A 17,230-nucleotide genomic window follows, 5' to 3' on the forward strand; every position below is an offset into this window, starting at 1 on the left:
GCCGGGACCCTACCTGTTTGGGCCGCTCATCCAAAGCTATTTTCGGCAAATTTGCAAAATTTCAGCAACAGTAATTTGGATAACTGCAAAACTGCGAATTTTCACGAGCAATTCTGCGAATGACTGGCAATCCGAAAATCCACGGCTATACATGTGAACCATGCAGTTCAGCTCTGACGCGGTCCACCGCACACCACCCACATTGGCGACGCTTGTTTTACTCTCGGGCCTTTCCGCCCTGAGCATGAACCTGTTTCTGCCCAGCCTGCCAAACATGGCCGAGTATTTCGAAACCGATTACAAGGTCATGCAGCTGTCGATTGCGCTTTATCTGCTGATCAATGCCATTCTGCAAATTCTCATAGGTCCAATCGCGGATCAGGCAGGCAGACGGCCGGTTTTGCTTTGGGGCCTTGGCCTGTTCCTGATGGCAACCCTGGGATGCATCTTTGCCCCCAATGCTACGGTTTTTCTGGCGTTCAGGATGTGTCAGGCGGTTGTGGTCGTCGGTATGGTTCTCAGCCGCGCTGCGGTGCGGGATATGTACGATCAGGATCAAGCTGCCTCGATGATCGGTTATGTGACGATGGGCATGGCCGTGGTTCCAATGATTGGCCCTGCCATCGGCGGCTTGCTGGAAGTGAGTTTTGGTTGGAAAGCGAATTTCTGGCTGCCCTTTGCCGTAGGTCTGCTGACTATGGCACTGACCTATTCGGACTTTGGGGAAACATCGGCAAAAAGCGGCAAGACACTTGTCCAGCAATTCAAGGAATACCCCGAACTTCTAACCTCGCCACGGTTCTGGGGGTACTCACTGGCTTGCGCCTTCTCTTCGGGTTCGTTTTTCGCCTACCTCGGCGGCGCACCGTTCATTGGCACAGAACTCTTCGGCTTGAGCGCGGCACAGGTTGGCATTTATTTTGGCGCACCTGCGGTTGGGTATTTTGTAGGTAACTTTATGAGTGGGCGGTTTTCAGTACGGTTCGGCGTGAACCGCATGGTGCTGTGGGGAAGCCTGTTCAATGCGTTTGGCGTCGCTGTATCGGCATTGCTGTTTTTAGCGGACCGCGGAACCGCACTTAGTTTCTTTGGGTTCATGACATTTGTGGGCGTCGGCAATGGCATGGTCATCCCCAACGCAACCTCGGGCGCGCTATCAGTGCGCCCTCACCTGGCTGCAACCGCCTCGGGCCTGAGTGGCGCCATCATGTTGGGCGGCGGCGCCGGGCTGAGCGCGCTGGCAGGTGCCTTGCTGACGCGTGAAACCGGCGCGATGCCGCTGCTTTGGCTGATGCTGGCAACAGCCGTTCTGGCGATCGTCGCAATTTCAACTGTCGTACGAAGAGAACGGCAATTAGGGCTGTAACCGCTTGCCCCAATGACTTTGCAAAGTTATCCTCGGCAATTGGAAAACTTGCAAAGGCACCCTATGGCCACCCAAAAGCTCTATGCGGGCGCGAAACTGCGCGAAATGCGTACGCGCCTGACTCTGACGCAGCGCGAATTTGCCGCCAAACTGGGAGTTTCACTGCCCTACCTGAACCAGATGGAGAACAACAACCGGCCGATCTCGACCACGGTTGTGCTGGCTCTGGCGCAGGAATTCGGAATGGATGTTACCGAACTCAGCACCGGAGACAGCGAACGTCTTGTTTCAGACATGCGCGAGGCGCTGGCCGATCCTGTTTTTTCGGACATTCAGCCCCCACTGGCAGATCTGCGACTGACAGCTTCCAACGCCCCGGCTCTGGCGCGGGCGTTTATCGAATTGCATAAAACCTATCGGCAGACACATGAACGCCTTGCCTCGCTGGACGAGGCTTTGGGACGCGAAGATGCGCGCATTCAGGCCAGCCCGTGGGAAGAAGTGCGCGATTTCTTCCACTACTGCGACAACTACATCGACGCCGTGGACAGGGCTGCGGAACTGTTTGCCAACCGCGCCGACGGCCCCGGCGGTATCCGGCAAGCCGCCCTGAGCAGCCTTTCAGAGCGTGGAATTCAGGTGGTTTTTTCAGATACGGGCCCCTTGCGCGCTTATGATGTCGACAGCAAAATTTTGCGCCTGTCCTCCCGTGCTGCGCCGCAGACGCAAGTGTTCCAACTTCTGTTGCAGGTTGCGCTGATCAGTCAGGACCAGTTGCTGGAGGCGACGCTGGATTTCGCCAAATTCCAAAGCGACGAAGCCCGCGCCATCGCCAAGATCGGACTTGCCAACTATTTCGCTGGTGCCTCTCTGATGCCTTATACCGCGTTTTTGACCGCCGCTCAGGAAGAGCGTCACGATCTGGAGCTGCTCAGCAACCGTTTCGGGGCGTCGGTCGAGCAGGTTGCACATCGGCTGTCGACACTACAGCGTCCCGGCGCCAAGGGTATCCCGTTCTTCTTCGTCCGGGTTGATCAGGCCGGTACGATCACCAAGCGGCACTCGGCCACACGCCTGCAATTTGCGCGCTTTGGTGGGGCCTGCCCGCTTTGGAACGTGCATCGCGCCTTTGAAACGCCCGGCCATTTCCTGCGGCAGCTGGCGGAAACGCCTGATGGTGTTCGCTATATTTCGCTGGCGCGGGATGTCTCAAAATCTGGGGGCTCGTTTGGCGCTCCGGTCAGACGGTACGCCATAGCGCTGGGATGCGAGGTCCGTCATGCCCCGGCTCTTGTTTATGCTGATAACCTCGACATCAACAATGCCAGCGCCTACGAGCCTATCGGTATTTCCTGCCGCATCTGCGAGCGGCAAACCTGTCACCAGCGTTCGGTCCCGCCGCTGGAACGCCGTCTGAGCATCGACACCCATATTCGCGGCACCCTGCCCTATGAAGTGACCTGATCTTAGTCTGATTTATTATCCCACCGGTGTAGCGTCTCTGGTCACGACGGGGGCAGAGCCCCCGTCACTATGTTTAAGCCTTGGACAGGATCGCCCAAATCTCATCCTTCAGCGCCGCGCGCTTTTTGCGCAGGTCAACCTCAGCCAATTCTTCCATGGGCTCGACATTGGTTTCGGCGCGGTGAACTTCGCGGTTGACCTCATGATATTCATCGGCCAGCCGCGCAAAATGCGCATCCGTTTGCTTGAGCTGGCTCATCAGTTCAACTTTGTCCGGAAACTCTTCGGCCAGTTCATGCGGGGTGTGAGACATCTCTGTTCGCTCCTTCATATGTCGTTGCAAATCAGTGATAGAAGCGTGACCGAGCTTTCGCTTTGACCGGGATCAACTACCCGCAATAATCCCGTGAGTTTCAATACAACGCCACGCGCCATCCTGCCGTGCAGAGGGCAAGTTGTTCTGAAACGTGGCTCAGGCTTATCTGGACAAGAACACTGAACTTTTTGCTAATATACCCCCGGCAAGCGCCGAAAATTTACGCATTCAACCGGGGGCAGTTCAGAAGGATTAACGCTGCGCGGTTGCCCAGCCCGGGTGAATCCACGGGCGGTCATTGGCCTTGGGCAACGGGTCTTTGCCCAGCAGGGAATCCGATACTTTCTCGCCTACCATGATCGAGGGCGCGTTGAGATTGCCGTTGGTGATCTGCGGGAAAATCGAACTGTCCGCGACGCGCAGCCCGTCCACACCGATGACGCGACCCTCAGGATCGACCACCGCACCTTTGTCATCCGCACGCCCCATCCGGCAGGTGCCGCAGGGGTGATAGGCGCTTTCGGCATGTTCCGCGATAAAGGCGTTCAACTCTTCATCCGTTTGCAAAGAGGCACCCGGTTGAATTTCCTTACCGGCGTAAGGTTTGAACGCATCCTGCCCAAAGATTTCACGGGTCAGTCGGATACAGGTGCGGAAATCCTCCCAATCCTCTTCGTGGCTCATGTAGTTGAACTTTATCACCGGTGCGTCTTCAGCCCTGCCCGACCGCAGTGTGACCGCACCCCGCGAGGGCGAGCGCATCGGGCCGACATGTGCCTGGAATCCGTGCCCTTCAGCCGCAGCCTGCCCATCATAGCGGACCGCAATTGGCAGGAAGTGATACTGGATATCAGGGTATTCCACCCCCGGTTTCGACCGGATAAAGGCCGCGCTCTCGAATTGGTTCGACGCCCCTAGCCCCTTTTTTGTAAACAGCCACTGCGCCCCGATCAGGCCCTTGCTGAACAGGTTCCAGTGTTTGTAAAGCGTGATGGGTTGCAGCGAGGCCTGCTGAATATAAAGCTCCAGATGGTCCTGAAGGTTCGCACCCACCCCCGGACGATCTGCTACAATGTCGATCCCATGTTCCGCCAGATGCGCGCCCGGGCCGATACCGGACAGCATCAGCAGCTTGGGCGAGTTGATCGAGGACGCAGCCAGAATGACCTCGCGCCGGGCCTTGATGATCTCTTTCTTGTCGCCACGGATCAATTCCACGCCAGTGGCGCGACCGTTTTCCATAACAACCCTAGACGCAAGGCCCCGCACGATATCGCAATTGTCACGCTTGAGCGCGGGCTTCAGATATGCATTCGCCGCTGACCAGCGCCGCCCTTTCCAGACGGTCTGTTCCATCGGGCCAAAGCCTTCCTGCTTTTCGCCGTTATAGTCGCCGGTGACCTCGTATCCCGCCTGCTGACCCGCATCGACAAAGGCCTGAAACAGTGGGTTCGCACGTGGGCCGCGCGATACGTGCAACGGGCCGTTGGTTCCGCGCCAGGCCGGATCGCCGCCATGACCACCGTCATGCCATGTCTCCATGCGTTTGTAATAGGGCAGCACATCCGCATAGGACCAGCCGTCGGCCCCCATCTCGGCCCAAGTGTCGAAATCGCGTGCGTGACCGCGTACATAAACCATGCCGTTGATCGACGATGACCCGCCGATCACCTTGCCGCGCGGGCAGGCCAGACGGCGGTTGTTCAGATGCGGTTCGGGCTCGGACTGATATCCCCAGTCATAGCGCGACATGTTCATCGGATAGCTGAGCGCGGCGGGCATCTGGATAAACGGCCCCAAGTCGGTACCACCGTGCTCGATCACCAGAACCGAGGCCCCACCTTCGCTCAGACGATATGCCATTGCGCAGCCTGCGGACCCTGCGCCAACGATGACAAAATCTGCTTCCATATTCACAACTCCCCGCCCGCCGGGAAAAACGCCTCCGGCGGGAGTATTTTCAAAAAGACGAAGAGATTACTCGCCGCGTGGGAACCGGGCGTTTTCCTCGACGATGTTCAGATCCATATGATTGCGCATGTAGCGTTCGGACGCTTTTTGCAGCGGCTGATAATCCCATGGGTAATATCCGCCTTGCCGCAGTGCCTCGTACACGACCCAGCGTCGCGCCTGACTGGCGCGGACATCCGCGTCGAAGCGCTCCAAATCCCAGCGGGCCTCGGACTTTGCCCGCAGGGTTTGCAGCGTGCCCGCATGTTCGGGACTGTCTGCCAGATTGGTCAGCTCATGCGGGTCTGCCTCAAGATCAAACAGTTGATCCGGGTCCAGCGCGCATCGATTGTATTTCCACTTGCCATAGCGCAGCGACACCAGCGGCGCGTAAGATGCCTCGGCCGCGTATTCCATAGCCACAGGCGCGGTTCGCGTGCCACCTTGCGCCAATGGCACCAGGTTTTCGCCGTCCGTCCATGGTGCGATTTCGTCCATGTCAACGCCTGCCAGAGCCCCGAGCGTGGGTGTCACGTCGATGGTGGAAACCGGCGTATCGATCCGCCCCGCAGGCAAATCCGGGGACGATATCATCAAAGGTACGCGCGCCGAGCCTTCGTAGAAGTTCATTTTGAACCAGAGGCCACGTTCACCCAGCATGTCACCGTGATCCGAGACGAACAGGATGATCGCCTCTTGCCGTGTCGTTTCGAGCACTTCGAGGATTTCACCGATCTTGTCGTCCAGATAGGAAATATTGGCGAAATAGGCGCGGCGCGACTTTCGGATATCTTCTTGGGTGATGTCGAAGCTACGCCAGTCGTTGGCATCGAAGATCCGCTTGGCGTGAGGATCCTGGTTGTCATAGCCGATATCAGCGATTTCGGGCAGCAGATGCGCGCAATCCTCGTAAAGGTCCCAGTATTTGCGACGGGCGACATAGGGATCATGCGGATGGGTGAAGCTGACCGTCACGCACCATGGGCGGTCATCCTTGCCGCGCGCAAGGTCATACAGTTTGGCCTTGGCGTTATAGGCGACCTCGTCATCATACTCCATTTGGTTGGAAATCTCGGCAATACCCGCGCCGGTCACCGACCCCATGTTGTGATACCACCAGTCGATCCGCTCACCCGGCTTTCGGTAATCCGGTGTCCAGCCAAAATCGGCCGGGTAGATATCAGTTGTCAGGCGATCCTCAAACCCGTGCATCTGGTCCGGCCCGACAAAGTGCATTTTGCCTGACAGACAGGTGTAATAGCCCGCGCGACGCAGGTGATGTGCGTAAGTTGGGATATCGCTGCGAAACTCTGCCGCGTTGTCATAGACGCCGGTGCGTGAGGGCAATTGACCGGACATGAAGCTGGCCCGCCCCGGCGCGCAAAGCGGCGACGCAGTATAAGCGTTGGCAAAGCGGGTCGACCGTTCGGCCAGTTTCTTCAGGTTCGGAGCATGAAGCCAGTCAGCGGGACCGTCGGGAAAGAGGGTTCCGTTCAGCTGATCCACCATCAGGATCAGAATGTTTGGTTTTGTCATTTTTCAGCCTCGAGCAGAGTATCGAGCACGCGCATAGCGTGGTTCACGGCCAGTTGCGGTTCTTCCGGGGCGCTGAGTGCTGCGCGAATATAGAGCCCGTCAATCAGGGCAATCATATTCTCGGCAGCCTCAACCGGATCCAGCATCCTTGGACGCAGGGCATGAACCAGATTCGATCTGATGCGCGCCTGATAGATCTGCCACAATCGCAGCGCGTCACTGTTGGTCTGCGCCAACACATAAAACGTCATCCAGGCGGCAGTCACGTCAGGTGTGAAACACGAAGGGGCAAAACAGGCGTGGATAATCGCCTCTGCCCGATTGCCCGGTTTGGCCGCTTTCAACTGGGCCCTGGCTTCGTCGCTGAAGTCGGCGAGGATCTGACGCATTGCGGCCAGAAATATCTGATCCTTTCCGCCAAAATAATGGTGTGCCAATGCGCTGGACATGCCCGCGCGTTTGGCAATCTGGCTTACGGTTACATCCAGGGATTTCTTGACACCCAGTTCAGCAATCGTCGCTCGAACAATCGCGTCCTTGCGGATCGGCTCCATTCCAACTTTTGGCATCGCTTTCCCCATACAGGTGTCATGCGACCAAGCTAGGATGTTTTTATTGACTCGTCAATCAATGTAAACACTGAGATGTCTTGTTACAGCTTCGGCGCAATACTGGGAGGCGTCAAGTCCCGCCGGTTCAACATGAACTCGCGCCATGAGATGAAGCTTACAGCGCCCAGTATCAGGGTTCCGCCAGCCACAACCCAAAGGTCGACGCTTTCGTGGAAGATTGCTGCACCCACAAGCGTGGCCCAGATCAACTGCAGGAAAGTGACGGGTTGTGTGACGGCCACAGGCGCGGCCTGCAACGCCAATGTCATGAAGTAATGACCTGCGGTCGCAAAGCTGGCCACCAGAAACAGAACCCCGAGTTCTTGCATACTGGGCCGGGTCCAGACGGCAACCGCAAAGGGGATCAAGGCTATGGTTACCCAGATGGACAGATGCGCCACAACAACCGAAGGTGGAACGTCGCGGACAAGAAGCTTGGCCAGCAAATAGGACCCGCTTAGCATCAGGGCCGTTCCGAGCATGGCAAGGTGACCTTGTGAGACTTCGCGAAACCCGGGGCGCAGGATGACCAGCACGCCCACCAAAGCGACCAGAATCGCGGCGACCCTGCGAAAAGCCAACTTCTCACCCAGAAACAGGGCTGCACCCAAGGTGACATAAACCGGCGTCATGTAGTTCATCGCAGTTACTTCGGCCAAGGGAATTTGTGTCATGGCGAAGAACCAAAGCATGACAGCAATCGCGTGTACTACACCGCGCAAACCGAACAGCGTCAGCAGGCGGGGTGTCAGCCGGGTCGCCATGATCGACCGCAAGGCCGGTAACAGAAACACCAATCCCAGCGCATAACGCAGGAATGCGGCCTGGATCGGATTCATCGTCGTGCCCAGAGATTTGACCAATGCGGTCATCACAACAAAGGACAGCCCGGCGGCAAACATCCAGAACATAGCGGCAAGCGGGCGCGACGAAACGGCAAGCGATGTCATGGCTTAGGTTGAACACCGAAACCCTGCCGGGAACAACCCTTCACATGACAACAAGTTTCAGTGCGATACCCAGCATTACGACACCGATCACTGCATCCAGCACCTGCCAGGCGCGCGGGCGCGCAAACACCGGAGACAGAACACCTGCGCCGTATCCAAGTGAAAAGAAGAAGGCAAAGCTGGACGTGACCGCCCCGATGGCAAATTCGACCCGGTCATCATACTGTGCCGAGATGGAACCGATCAGAACCACTGTATCCAGATAGACATGCGGGTTCAGCCAGGTGAAGGCGATAACGGTAAGCATTGCGGTTTTAAGGCTGGTTCGCGGGCCGTTGCCCGTTTCCATTACCGCGCCACCCCGCAGGGCAGACCCGAAACTGCGCAGCCCATACCACGTCAGAAAAGCGGCCCCGCCAAATCGCAGTACAGGTTCAAACCAGGGGGCTGAATGCGCCAGAGTCCCGAACCCTGTGACGCCTGCAACAATCAAAACCGCGTCAGACATTGAGCAGGTCAGGCACAGAAGAAACACATGTTCACGCCGCAACCCCTGTCGGAGAATAAAGGCGTTCTGTGCCCCGATGGCGAGGATCAGACTGAAACCCAGCGCGAAACCGGCGATCATGGACGTGGGCATGGGACCTCCTGCTATTGCAAGACGTTGACTAAGATCGTCGGTGCGATCTATCAAATTAAAGATGTTATCCCGAGTTAAGCCTGACTAATGTTGCTGGATCCTCTTCACCTGTCCGCTTTGTCTGCCATTCTGCGTCATGGCAGCTTTGATGCGGCTGCGGCAGAGCTGGCGGTGACGCCCTCGGCGATATCCCAGCGGATCAGGGCGCTTGAGGATCGGATTGGAGCCACCCTGATACATCGGAGCACCCCTTGCACCGGAACGCCCGCCGGGCTGCGCATCGCCCGTTACGCGGAAGATGTCGGACTGCTTGAGGCACAGCTGGTTCGAGAGCTTACGCTGGAGCAGGAATCAAGGTCCGCCCGCGTCCGCATTGCCGTACCGGCAGACAGTCTGGCCACCTGGTTTGTTGATGCGATGGCGCAGGTGCCTGACATGCTGTTCGATCTGGTGATCGACGATCAGGATCACTCCGCAGACTGGCTGCGGCGGGGCGAGGTAAGCGCCGCCGTCACCGTTGGCGGCCAGACAGTGACCGGGTGCGACGCGATCCCATTGGGCGTGTTGCGGTACCTGCCAACGGCCAGCCCGGAATTCATCAACACCTGGTTTCGGGACAAAGTGACCGAGGCAGAACTGGGCAAGGCACCCTGCCTGGTTTTCAACCAAAAGGACGGGCTGCAAAGGGCCTGGATTGTTCAACACACTGGCAAACGTCTGTCACCCCCGTCTCATTTCCTGCCTTCTTCACAAGGATTTGTGGACGCGGCGATTGCCGGGCTTGGGTGGGGTATGAACCCCGCGGCTCTGGTGCAGGAGGCTTTGAAACAAGGGCTGTTGCGCCCCATCGTACCTGATGCGCCGTTGGATGTCGCGCTGAGCTGGCAGGTTGGGCGTGTTCTCGCGCCCGCACTCAAACCACTGACCCAGGCTGTCAAAAAAGCTTCAGAACGGATTTTGCTTCCGCCTCAAAGCGACTAAACAAACACGACATTTTCGGAGGAACCGATGTTCTCACGTGACGCTCTTAGCTATGACCCCATTCCCCTGCCGGATCGATGCGACATCAGCGATACAGACATGCTGGGCGCGGCGCAGGCATTTTACGAAAAGATGCGTCAGCGTCATACTGTACGGGATTTCAGCCCCCGCCCCGTTGCCCGTGAGGTAATCGAAACCAGCCTGAGCACCGCGGGTACCGCGCCGTCAGGCGCCAATCACCAACCCTGGCATTTTGCAGCCATCTCGGACCCTGCCCTGAAACACCGCATCCGGGAAGAAGCCGAAGAAGAAGAACGCCGATTCTACGCAGGTGGCGCCGGGGATGAATGGATCAAGGCACTGGAGCCCATCGGCACCAACGCGGTCAAAGAACATCTGACAATCGCCCCCTGGCTGATCGTGGTTTTTGCCCAGCGCTGGGGGCAATTCGAGGATGGAACGCGGTACAAGAACTACTACGTCCCGGAAAGTGTGAACATTGCCACCGGCTTTCTGATTGCCGCGCTTCATCACGCGGGCCTCAGCACCCTGACCCACACCCCAAACCCGATGCGGTTTCTGAACGACGCGCTGGACCGGCCCGCGTCGGAAAAACCAACCATGATTATCGCGGTGGGACACCCGTCAGAAGGAGCGACTGTGCCTGCTGTGGCAAAACTCAAGAAACCCCTGGAAGAGATTTCATCCTTCTTCTGAGGCTTTCGCGACGCTCGCCAAAAACTCAATTCGAGGGCTGTTCCGCCTTTTTTCGTTCTGGTTGCATCATGCGGTAGCAGTTTATACAGGACACCAGACTGGCGACGACGATGAATGCGACGGCCATCGCGACCTCGTGCATATGGGCGACAGCGGCAAGGCCCGCAGACAACAACACCGCGGTTAAACGCGCGAACGCCTTGACCGCCGCCGATCCCCGCACCCGCTGCTCTTTGGGTGCCACATCCAGAAAATAGAGCTTACGCGCACTGCTGGTCCCGGTCACAGCAACGGTGACAACGAACAGTGCAATTGCATGCAAGTGAATCTGATGGTCGATGCCCAAATAGTGGAACACCAAAAGAACACTGCCTGTTGCGGCGACCATCAATGTCCCGACCACCATGACCGCACGATGGGATTTCATGTTGATGATTTGCCACAGAGGGCCCGATACAAGATATCCCGAAGCGGAAGAGACGATCATCGCGGTCAATCCCTGTGTCGAGCTGTGATGCGCTTCGGCTGCGATGAGCGCGAAGAACGGAACGGACAGCGACACAGCAACCAAGGGCAGACGCATGATCATATAGCTCCGGAACCACTGGTATTCGAACATGCCCAGAACACCCTTGATATTCGCCTTAATCGAAATGCCCCTTTCGGACTCCTGCGGTGTCGTCGGCGCGACCTCACGCGCGGTTTCTGTTATCGCCAGCATGAACAGACCAGACAGCAGGAAGAATAAAACCGAAACGCCAATCATGACTGAATGGCGCGAAAAGGGTGGATTATCCTTGGTGATCTGATGCACCAGCAACGCAAGGCCAATGGCACATAGCCCCCCTGCACCAAGCTGTAGATATTGCATGATCATGCGCGAACGCGCCTGAACATGGTCCCCTAGCAGATCCGTAAGCATCAAGGTCTGCACTTCGCTGACAAGCCCGATCACAAGAAATACAGACAGGAAAACCACTGCGATCAATGGGACAGCCCCGGTCGCGGCCGCAGCTATTGCCAGAACCAGACAGGCGCCAATGACCGCTTCGGTCAACGCAATTGCATGTTTCTTCCGGCTTCTTGCTGCAACGGGTTGCGCCAGAAAGAAGTCGGCAATCAAGCAACCGACCATCCGCACCGACACCAGTGCCCCTGCTACAAACATCGGCAACTCGAAGGAAACGGCTAAAAACGGCAAAACAACCGACGGGCTGCCGAGCGTCCAAGCGACCTGAGACAGGATACTTTGCCCGGCCAGGACGGGCACGTTGCGCTTGGTCTGATCGGAAGTTTCGGATGTCATTCGTACTGTGTCTTCGTGTTTTCTGTATTTCCCGCACTTTCAGCCTAAGCGCATCGAATGTTTCAGCCAATAATTCAATAAGACCATCAAAAAACAAAAAACCCGGCCGTGCGACCGGGTTTCAATGAGTTGGTATTGGGTCAGCTTAAAGCTGCGCCATGACCTCGTCGGTGGCTTCGAAATTGGTCGTGACACGCTGCACGTCGTCATCGTCTTCCAAAGCATCTACCAGCTTCATCAGCTTTTGCATGTCTTCCAGGCCCAGTTCCGTCGTTGTGGTCGGTTTCCAGACCAGCTTGGTGGATTCTGATTCTCCAAGCGCGGTTTCCAATGCAGAGGAGACATCGTTCAGATCGGTATCGGCGCACCAGATGATGTGACCGTCATCCGAGCTTTCGACGTCTTCCGCGCCCGCTTCGATGGCCGCCTCGAAAATGGAATCTGCATCCCCTGCGGTCACCGGGTAAACAACCTCGCCTTTGCGTTCGAACATGAAACCGACCGAACCGGTCTCGCCCAGGTTGCCGCCATTCTTCGAAAAGGTCGAACGCACGGTCGATGCGGTCCGGTTGCGATTGTCGGTCATGGTTTCGACAATGACCGCAACACCATTGGGCCCATAGCCCTCGTAGCGGATTTCTTCGTAATCGTCACCTTCACCCGCTTGCGATTTCTTGATCGCGCGGTCGATCACGTCCTTGGGGACCGAGTTCGACTTGGCTTCTTTCACCGCCAGACGCAGGCGCGGGTTCTTGTCGGGATCGGGGTCGCCCATCTTGGCGGCGACAGTGATCTCTTTCGACAGTTTGGAAAACAGTTTGGACCGCGCGGCGTCCTGACGCCCCTTGCGGTGCTGGATGTTGGCCCATTTGGAGTGGCCTGCCATAGTGCGTCCTCGTCATCATGTTTGCGTGTTCGGCGCTCATATAGACGTTTGCGGGGGGCAGGATCAAGAGAGCGGCTTGCGACGACCTCACCGCCTTGTATGGTGACGGCATGACGACAGATCAGATCATTCTTTTCGCGCTTTTCATCACTGTCTTCGGAATGCTGCTTTGGGGTCGGTTTCGATACGACCTTGTGGCTTTTGCCGCGCTTATGATCGGTGTCGTGCTGGGTGTTGTGCCGGTCGATGATGCCTTTGCGGGCTTTGGCCACCCAGCGACCATTATCGTCGCGCTGGTGCTTGTAATCTCTGCCGGTTTGGTCAGGTCAGGTGCGGTATTTCTGATCACCCGAACTCTGGTTGATGCGTCACGGGGGCTGGGCGCGCATATCGCCCTGATGGGTGGGATCAGTGCGATTCTGTCGGCCTTCATGAACAATGTCGCGGCGCTTGCCTTGCTGATGCCCGTGGATATTCAGACCGCGCGAAAAGCAGGTCGGCCCCCGGGCCTTTCCCTAATGCCGCTAAGCTTTGCCACCATTCTGGGGGGCATGGTCACCCTGATCGGCACCCCGCCGAATATCATCATCGCCTCGATCCGGCAGGAAACGCTGGGCGAGCCGTTTCATATGTTCGACTTCGCCCCTGTTGGTGGAATAGCAGCGATCGCCGGTCTGGCGTTTGTCGCGCTGATCGGATGGCGATTGATACCCAATCGCGGCGTGCAACAAGAAACATCCGAGGTTCTGGCCGAATACATTGCCGAACTGACGATTCCGCCGGGCTCTGCCCATATCGGCAAACGGGTCAGCGAACTTTATGAAACGGCCGAAAAATCCGACGTGGCTATCATCGGCCTGATCCGGGATGGAAAACGGCGATATGGCCGGTCAACCCATGCCACACTGAACGATGGCGACGCGCTGGTACTGGAAGCGCGCCCCGAAGCGCTGGACGAATTCCGTTCTGCGCTGAAACTGGATTTCTCGGACACGCGACGGCAGGAGCTGCTGACGGCTGAAGGCGACGGGTTGGAAGTGATCGAAGTGGTTGTTCCGGAAAGTGCGCACATAGCCGGCCGTACAGCGCAGGGTATCGGGTTGGCTTGGCGCCAGAGCACCGTCCTGATGGGCATCTCACGTCAGGGTCGTCAGATCACCGAACAGGTTCGCAAGACCGAGGTTGAACCGGGCGATATCTTGCTGCTGCTTTGCCCCCGTGATCGCAGCGCCGATGTGACCGACTGGCTGGGGTGTCTGCCTTTGGCCGAACGCGGGTTGAACGTGACGGCAAATGACAAGGCCTTGTTGGCCATCGGTCTATTTGCAGTTGCCGTCTTCGCGGCCAGTGTTGGGTTGATTTACCTTCCCGTCGCATTGGGTCTTGTCGTCATAGCCTTTGTGCTGACCAAGGTCATGCCAATCACAGAAATTTATAACCATATCGAATGGCCCGTGGTTGTGCTGCTGGGCTCGATGATCCCACTGGGCAGCGCTTTGGAAACATCCGGCGGCACCGAGTTGATTGCCAATGCGCTGATTCAGCTGACCAATGGTCTGCCCGCATGGGCGATCCTGACCGTACTGATGGTCGTGACGATGACCTTGTCGGATGTTCTGAACAACACCGCCACCGCCATCGTCGCGGCCCCGGTGGGCATCCAGATGGCCCAAACGCTCGGGGTGTCGCCCGACCCGTTCCTGATGACCGTGGCCGTTGCGGCCTCGGCTGCGTTCCTGACGCCTATCGGTCACAAGAACAACACGCTGGTTCTGGGCCCCGGCGGCTATCATTTTGGCGATTACTGGCGCATGGGCCTGCCGCTGGAGGCTCTGATCATCGTGGTTTCCGTCCCCGCCATCCTTGTCTTCTGGCCATTGTGACGGGTAAAGGCTGTTCATGAAACGCTTTTTGATCCTGCAATTGCGCCCGGAAACGGATGCCTCCGACGCAGAATATGCCTCGATCCTGAACCGCAGCGGGTTGTTACCCGAACGCACGCATCGCATCCGTCTGGATTGCGAAGACCTGCCAGAAGGGCTGAAAGTCACCGATTATGCGGGGATTATCGTAGGCGGCGGGCCGGGATGCGTCAGTGATGACCCCGCGACCAAATCCGCGACGGATGCGCGGATCGAAGGAGCGATCCTGGGTTTGATGCCGCAGATTACCGCGCAGGATCATCCCTTCATGGGGTGTTGCTATGGCCTTGGTATTCTGGCCGTGCATTTGGATGGCAACGTGAGCAAAGCCCGGTATGGCGAGCCTGTGGGACCATCCAGGTGCCGCCTGACCCCCGAAGGACAACAAGACCCGTTGACCGCAGAGTTGGACGCCACCTTTGATGCGTTTGTTGGCCACAAAGAAGCGGTTCAAGCCCTGCCCGAGGGCTGCGTTCACCTTGTTGCGTCCGACCCCTGCCCGTTCCAGATGATCCGCTGGGGCCGGAACGTCTATGCCACTCAGTTCCATCCGGAAGCCGATGCCAAAGACTTTGAACAGCGTATCAACATCTACAGGAACCACGGCTATTTCCCGCCCGAAGACGCGCAGAAACTGATCGACCACTGCCATTCGGCGAAGGTCACGCAGCCCGGCGAAATCCTGCGCCGTTTCGTCCAGCGATACGAGTGACCCAACGGCGTGGTTGCCTGCGCCTTTCCGCCTCGCTTAGGCTGATCTGACGCAACTTTGCGAGGGGTTGATTGCGGATCATCAGGTTGCCATTGCCGGCCGCCCTGTTTCGCTGACCCTGCTTTCGGCCGTCTGTGGCATCATGTTGCCTGCCCTGGATCTGCCGTTCACCGCTTTGTTCCGCCGCCGCTGAAAGGAGTGTTCATGACAAACAATACTGCAGATGCGATTATCGTCGGTTCCGGGTTGGCCGGGCTGGCAGCTGCGGCGGAACTGGGCGACCGGGGCAAGAAGGTGATCATTGTCGATCAGGAACCCGAAACCTTTTTGGGCGGTCAGGCGTTCTGGAGCCTTGGAGGCCTGTTCATGGTCGACACACCCGAACAGCGCCGCATGGGTATACGCGACAGCCACGAATTGGCGCTGCGCGACTGGATGGGCAGCGCGCAATTTGACCGTGGCGAAGACGCATGGCCCCGCAAATGGGCCGAAGCCTATATTGAGTTTGCCGCTGGCGAAATGCGGCCATGGCTGCACGAAATGGGCCTGCGCTGGTTTCCGGTCGTTGGCTGGGCCGAACGTGGCGGGTCTTATGCGACGGGGCATGGCAACTCGGTCCCGCGCTTTCATATCACATGGGGCACCGGCCCCGGCGTTCTGGAACAATTTATCCGACGCGTCCGCGACCATGTCAGCGCCGGATTGATCCAGATGAAGTTCCGCCACCAAGTCAGCCATATCATCATGCAGAACGGAACCGCCAAAGGTGTTTCCGGAGAAATTCTGGCCGATGACACCGCCCAGCGCGGTAACAAAACCAACCGCGATGAGGTTGGCGAGTTCGAAGTTTATGCCCCATCAATCATTGTCACGTCCGGCGGTATTGGTGGCAATTTTGACATGGTGCGTCAAAACTGGCCCCGGGACCGTTTGGGTGAGCCGCCCAAAGATATGGTTGCAGGGGTACCCTTTCACGTCGATGGCCGCATGATCGCAATCAGCGAAAAGGCGGGCGGCCATGTCATCAATGGTGATCGGATGTGGCACTACACCGAAGGCGTGCGCAACTGGGACCCGATCTGGCCCGCCCATGGCATTCGTATCCTGCCCGGCCCAAGTTCAATGTGGTTTGATGCCAGGGGCAACCGCCTGGCACCGCCCTGTCTGCCGGGGTTCGACACTCTGGGAACTCTGCGTGAGATCCTGAAAACCGGATATGAATACAGCTGGTTCGTTCTGACCCAGAAGGTGATCAAAAAGGAATTTGCGCTGTCCGGGTCGGAACAAAACCCCGACTTCACTTCAGGTAGCTGGAAAGAGGTAATCCGCCAACGCATTCTGTCCGGTTCCAGCGCAACCGCCCCGGTTGAGGCGTTCAAGGAAAAGGGTGAGGATTTTGTTGTTGCCAACACGCTGACTGAACTGGTCAACGGCATGAACCATCTGGGCGACACTCCGATAGACGAGGCTCATCTGCGTGCCCAGATCGAAGCCCGGGATTTGCAGGTCGACAACCCCTTTTCGAAAGACGCGCAGATGATGGCGATCCTTGCCGCGCGCAATTATCGCGGAGATAAACTGATCCGCACAGCCAAACCGCATAAGTTTCTGGATCCGGCCAACGGCCCGCTGATTGCCGTCAAGCTGCATATCCTGACACGCAAATCCCTGGGTGGATTGCAGACCAATCTGGACAGTCAGATGATTGGATCAGACGGCAATGTCGTGCCGGGCCTGTTCGCTGCTGGTGAAGTCGCCGGATTCGGCGGCGGCGGTTATCACGGCTACAACGCGCTGGAGGGTACATTCCTGGGCGGCTGCATCTTTTCCGGTCGCAATGCCGGGCGTTCAAGGGCTGTCGCCTGACGCACTT

Annotated in this window: 15 protein-coding genes; 7 read left to right on the plus strand and 8 right to left on the minus strand. The window is 57.7% G+C overall.

The window, feature by feature from the left end; translation table 11 throughout:
• Positions 1 to 160 precede the first annotated feature (160 nt).
• Both ACR0JI_RS04285 and ACR0JI_RS04290 read left to right on the plus strand, forming a co-directional pair.
• Positions 161 to 1,366: a multidrug effflux MFS transporter gene (locus ACR0JI_RS04285; RefSeq protein ID WP_480475827.1), complete on the plus strand. Its 1,206-nt coding sequence runs from the start codon at positions 161 to 163 to the stop codon at positions 1,364 to 1,366.
• A 63-nt stretch (positions 1,367 to 1,429) separates the two neighbouring features.
• Positions 1,430 to 2,830: a helix-turn-helix domain-containing protein gene (locus ACR0JI_RS04290; protein WP_480493760.1), complete on the plus strand. Its 1,401-nt coding sequence runs from the start codon at positions 1,430 to 1,432 to the stop codon at positions 2,828 to 2,830.
• A 73-nt stretch (positions 2,831 to 2,903) separates the two neighbouring features.
• On the opposite strand, the gene ACR0JI_RS04295 is transcribed toward ACR0JI_RS04290, so the two are convergent.
• The 6 genes from ACR0JI_RS04295 to ACR0JI_RS04320 all read right to left on the minus strand — a co-directional run bounded on the left by ACR0JI_RS04295 (position 2,904) and on the right by ACR0JI_RS04320 (position 8,833).
• Positions 2,904 to 3,143, minus strand: a complete 240-nt coding sequence (locus tag ACR0JI_RS04295) for an HP1242/YdcH family protein (RefSeq protein ID WP_480475823.1) — start codon at positions 3,141 to 3,143, stop codon at positions 2,904 to 2,906.
• Positions 3,144 to 3,398: 255 nt separating this feature from the next.
• Positions 3,399 to 5,057 carry a choline dehydrogenase gene (gene betA, locus ACR0JI_RS04300; protein ID WP_480475821.1) on the minus strand — a complete coding sequence of 553 codons (1,659 nt, stop codon included), beginning with the start codon at positions 5,055 to 5,057 and terminating at the stop codon, positions 3,399 to 3,401.
• A 66-nt stretch (positions 5,058 to 5,123) separates the two neighbouring features.
• Positions 5,124 to 6,632, minus strand: a complete 1,509-nt coding sequence (gene betC, locus ACR0JI_RS04305; RefSeq protein ID WP_480493758.1) for a choline-sulfatase — start codon at positions 6,630 to 6,632, stop codon at positions 5,124 to 5,126.
• Positions 6,629 to 7,201, minus strand: a complete 573-nt coding sequence (gene betI, locus ACR0JI_RS04310; RefSeq protein ID WP_480475817.1) for a choline-binding transcriptional repressor BetI — start codon at positions 7,199 to 7,201, stop codon at positions 6,629 to 6,631. The genes betC and betI overlap by 4 nt, the downstream gene beginning before the upstream one ends.
• A gap of 83 nt (positions 7,202 to 7,284) precedes the next feature.
• The gene (locus ACR0JI_RS04315) at positions 7,285 to 8,193 is read right to left on the minus strand and encodes a DMT family transporter (protein ID WP_480475815.1); all 909 of its coding nucleotides are present in this window, start codon (positions 8,191 to 8,193) and stop codon (positions 7,285 to 7,287) included.
• A 40-nt stretch (positions 8,194 to 8,233) separates the two neighbouring features.
• Positions 8,234 to 8,833 carry a LysE/ArgO family amino acid transporter gene (locus ACR0JI_RS04320; RefSeq protein WP_480493756.1) on the minus strand — a complete coding sequence of 200 codons (600 nt, stop codon included), beginning with the start codon at positions 8,831 to 8,833 and terminating at the stop codon, positions 8,234 to 8,236.
• Between the two features lie 87 nt (positions 8,834 to 8,920).
• Here ACR0JI_RS04320 and ACR0JI_RS04325 point away from each other — a divergent pair, with 87 nt between their 5' ends.
• Both ACR0JI_RS04325 and ACR0JI_RS04330 read left to right on the plus strand, forming a co-directional pair.
• Positions 8,921 to 9,814, plus strand: a complete 894-nt coding sequence (locus ACR0JI_RS04325; protein ID WP_480475811.1) for a LysR family transcriptional regulator ArgP — start codon at positions 8,921 to 8,923, stop codon at positions 9,812 to 9,814.
• Between the two features lie 27 nt (positions 9,815 to 9,841).
• Positions 9,842 to 10,531, plus strand: coding sequence for a nitroreductase family protein (locus ACR0JI_RS04330; protein WP_480475809.1), 690 nt, complete (start codon positions 9,842 to 9,844; stop codon positions 10,529 to 10,531).
• Between the two features lie 25 nt (positions 10,532 to 10,556).
• Here ACR0JI_RS04330 and ACR0JI_RS04335 read toward each other — a convergent pair whose 3' ends face one another.
• Positions 10,557 to 11,837 (minus strand): MFS transporter, encoded by a 1,281-nt coding sequence (locus ACR0JI_RS04335; RefSeq protein ID WP_480475807.1) that lies wholly within the window; start codon positions 11,835 to 11,837, stop codon positions 10,557 to 10,559.
• A 145-nt stretch (positions 11,838 to 11,982) separates the two neighbouring features.
• Positions 11,983 to 12,723: a YebC/PmpR family DNA-binding transcriptional regulator gene (locus tag ACR0JI_RS04340; protein WP_480475805.1), complete on the minus strand. Its 741-nt coding sequence runs from the start codon at positions 12,721 to 12,723 to the stop codon at positions 11,983 to 11,985.
• A 110-nt stretch (positions 12,724 to 12,833) separates the two neighbouring features.
• Here ACR0JI_RS04340 and ACR0JI_RS04345 point away from each other — a divergent pair, with 110 nt between their 5' ends.
• The 3 genes from ACR0JI_RS04345 to ACR0JI_RS04355 all read left to right on the plus strand — a co-directional run bounded on the left by ACR0JI_RS04345 (position 12,834) and on the right by ACR0JI_RS04355 (position 17,223).
• Positions 12,834 to 14,606 carry an SLC13 family permease gene (locus ACR0JI_RS04345; protein ID WP_480475803.1) on the plus strand — a complete coding sequence of 591 codons (1,773 nt, stop codon included), beginning with the start codon at positions 12,834 to 12,836 and terminating at the stop codon, positions 14,604 to 14,606.
• A gap of 16 nt (positions 14,607 to 14,622) precedes the next feature.
• Positions 14,623 to 15,357, plus strand: coding sequence for a glutamine amidotransferase (locus ACR0JI_RS04350; RefSeq protein ID WP_480475801.1), 735 nt, complete (start codon positions 14,623 to 14,625; stop codon positions 15,355 to 15,357).
• A 204-nt stretch (positions 15,358 to 15,561) separates the two neighbouring features.
• Positions 15,562 to 17,223 (plus strand): FAD-binding dehydrogenase, encoded by a 1,662-nt coding sequence (locus tag ACR0JI_RS04355; protein WP_480475799.1) that lies wholly within the window; start codon positions 15,562 to 15,564, stop codon positions 17,221 to 17,223.
• Positions 17,224 to 17,230: the final 7 nt, after the last annotated feature.

The sequence above is a fragment of the Ruegeria sp. N10 genome (assembly GCF_056531545.1).

Bases quoted from the DNA above. Each gene is read 5' to 3' on its own strand.
- ACR0JI_RS04340 (WP_480475805.1), bottom strand. From the start codon at position 12,723: ATGGCAGGCCACTCCAAATGGGCCAACATCCAGCACCGCAAGGGGCGT.
- ACR0JI_RS04325 (WP_480475811.1), top strand. From the start codon at position 8,921: ATGTTGCTGGATCCTCTTCACCTGTCCGCTTTGTCTGCCATTCTGCGT.
- ACR0JI_RS04320 (WP_480493756.1), bottom strand. From the start codon at position 8,833: ATGCCCACGTCCATGATCGCCGGTTTCGCGCTGGGTTTCAGTCTGATC.
- ACR0JI_RS04335 (WP_480475807.1), bottom strand. From the start codon at position 11,837: ATGACATCCGAAACTTCCGATCAGACCAAGCGCAACGTGCCCGTCCTG.
- ACR0JI_RS04290 (WP_480493760.1), top strand. From the start codon at position 1,430: ATGGCCACCCAAAAGCTCTATGCGGGCGCGAAACTGCGCGAAATGCGT.
- ACR0JI_RS04285 (WP_480475827.1), top strand. From the start codon at position 161: ATGCAGTTCAGCTCTGACGCGGTCCACCGCACACCACCCACATTGGCG.
- betI (WP_480475817.1), bottom strand. From the start codon at position 7,201: ATGCCAAAAGTTGGAATGGAGCCGATCCGCAAGGACGCGATTGTTCGA.
- ACR0JI_RS04350 (WP_480475801.1), top strand. From the start codon at position 14,623: ATGAAACGCTTTTTGATCCTGCAATTGCGCCCGGAAACGGATGCCTCC.
- ACR0JI_RS04355 (WP_480475799.1), top strand. From the start codon at position 15,562: ATGACAAACAATACTGCAGATGCGATTATCGTCGGTTCCGGGTTGGCC.
- ACR0JI_RS04330 (WP_480475809.1), top strand. From the start codon at position 9,842: ATGTTCTCACGTGACGCTCTTAGCTATGACCCCATTCCCCTGCCGGAT.
- ACR0JI_RS04295 (WP_480475823.1), bottom strand. From the start codon at position 3,143: ATGTCTCACACCCCGCATGAACTGGCCGAAGAGTTTCCGGACAAAGTT.
- betA (WP_480475821.1), bottom strand. From the start codon at position 5,057: ATGGAAGCAGATTTTGTCATCGTTGGCGCAGGGTCCGCAGGCTGCGCA.
- ACR0JI_RS04345 (WP_480475803.1), top strand. From the start codon at position 12,834: ATGACGACAGATCAGATCATTCTTTTCGCGCTTTTCATCACTGTCTTC.
- ACR0JI_RS04315 (WP_480475815.1), bottom strand. From the start codon at position 8,193: ATGACATCGCTTGCCGTTTCGTCGCGCCCGCTTGCCGCTATGTTCTGG.
- betC (WP_480493758.1), bottom strand. From the start codon at position 6,632: ATGACAAAACCAAACATTCTGATCCTGATGGTGGATCAGCTGAACGGA.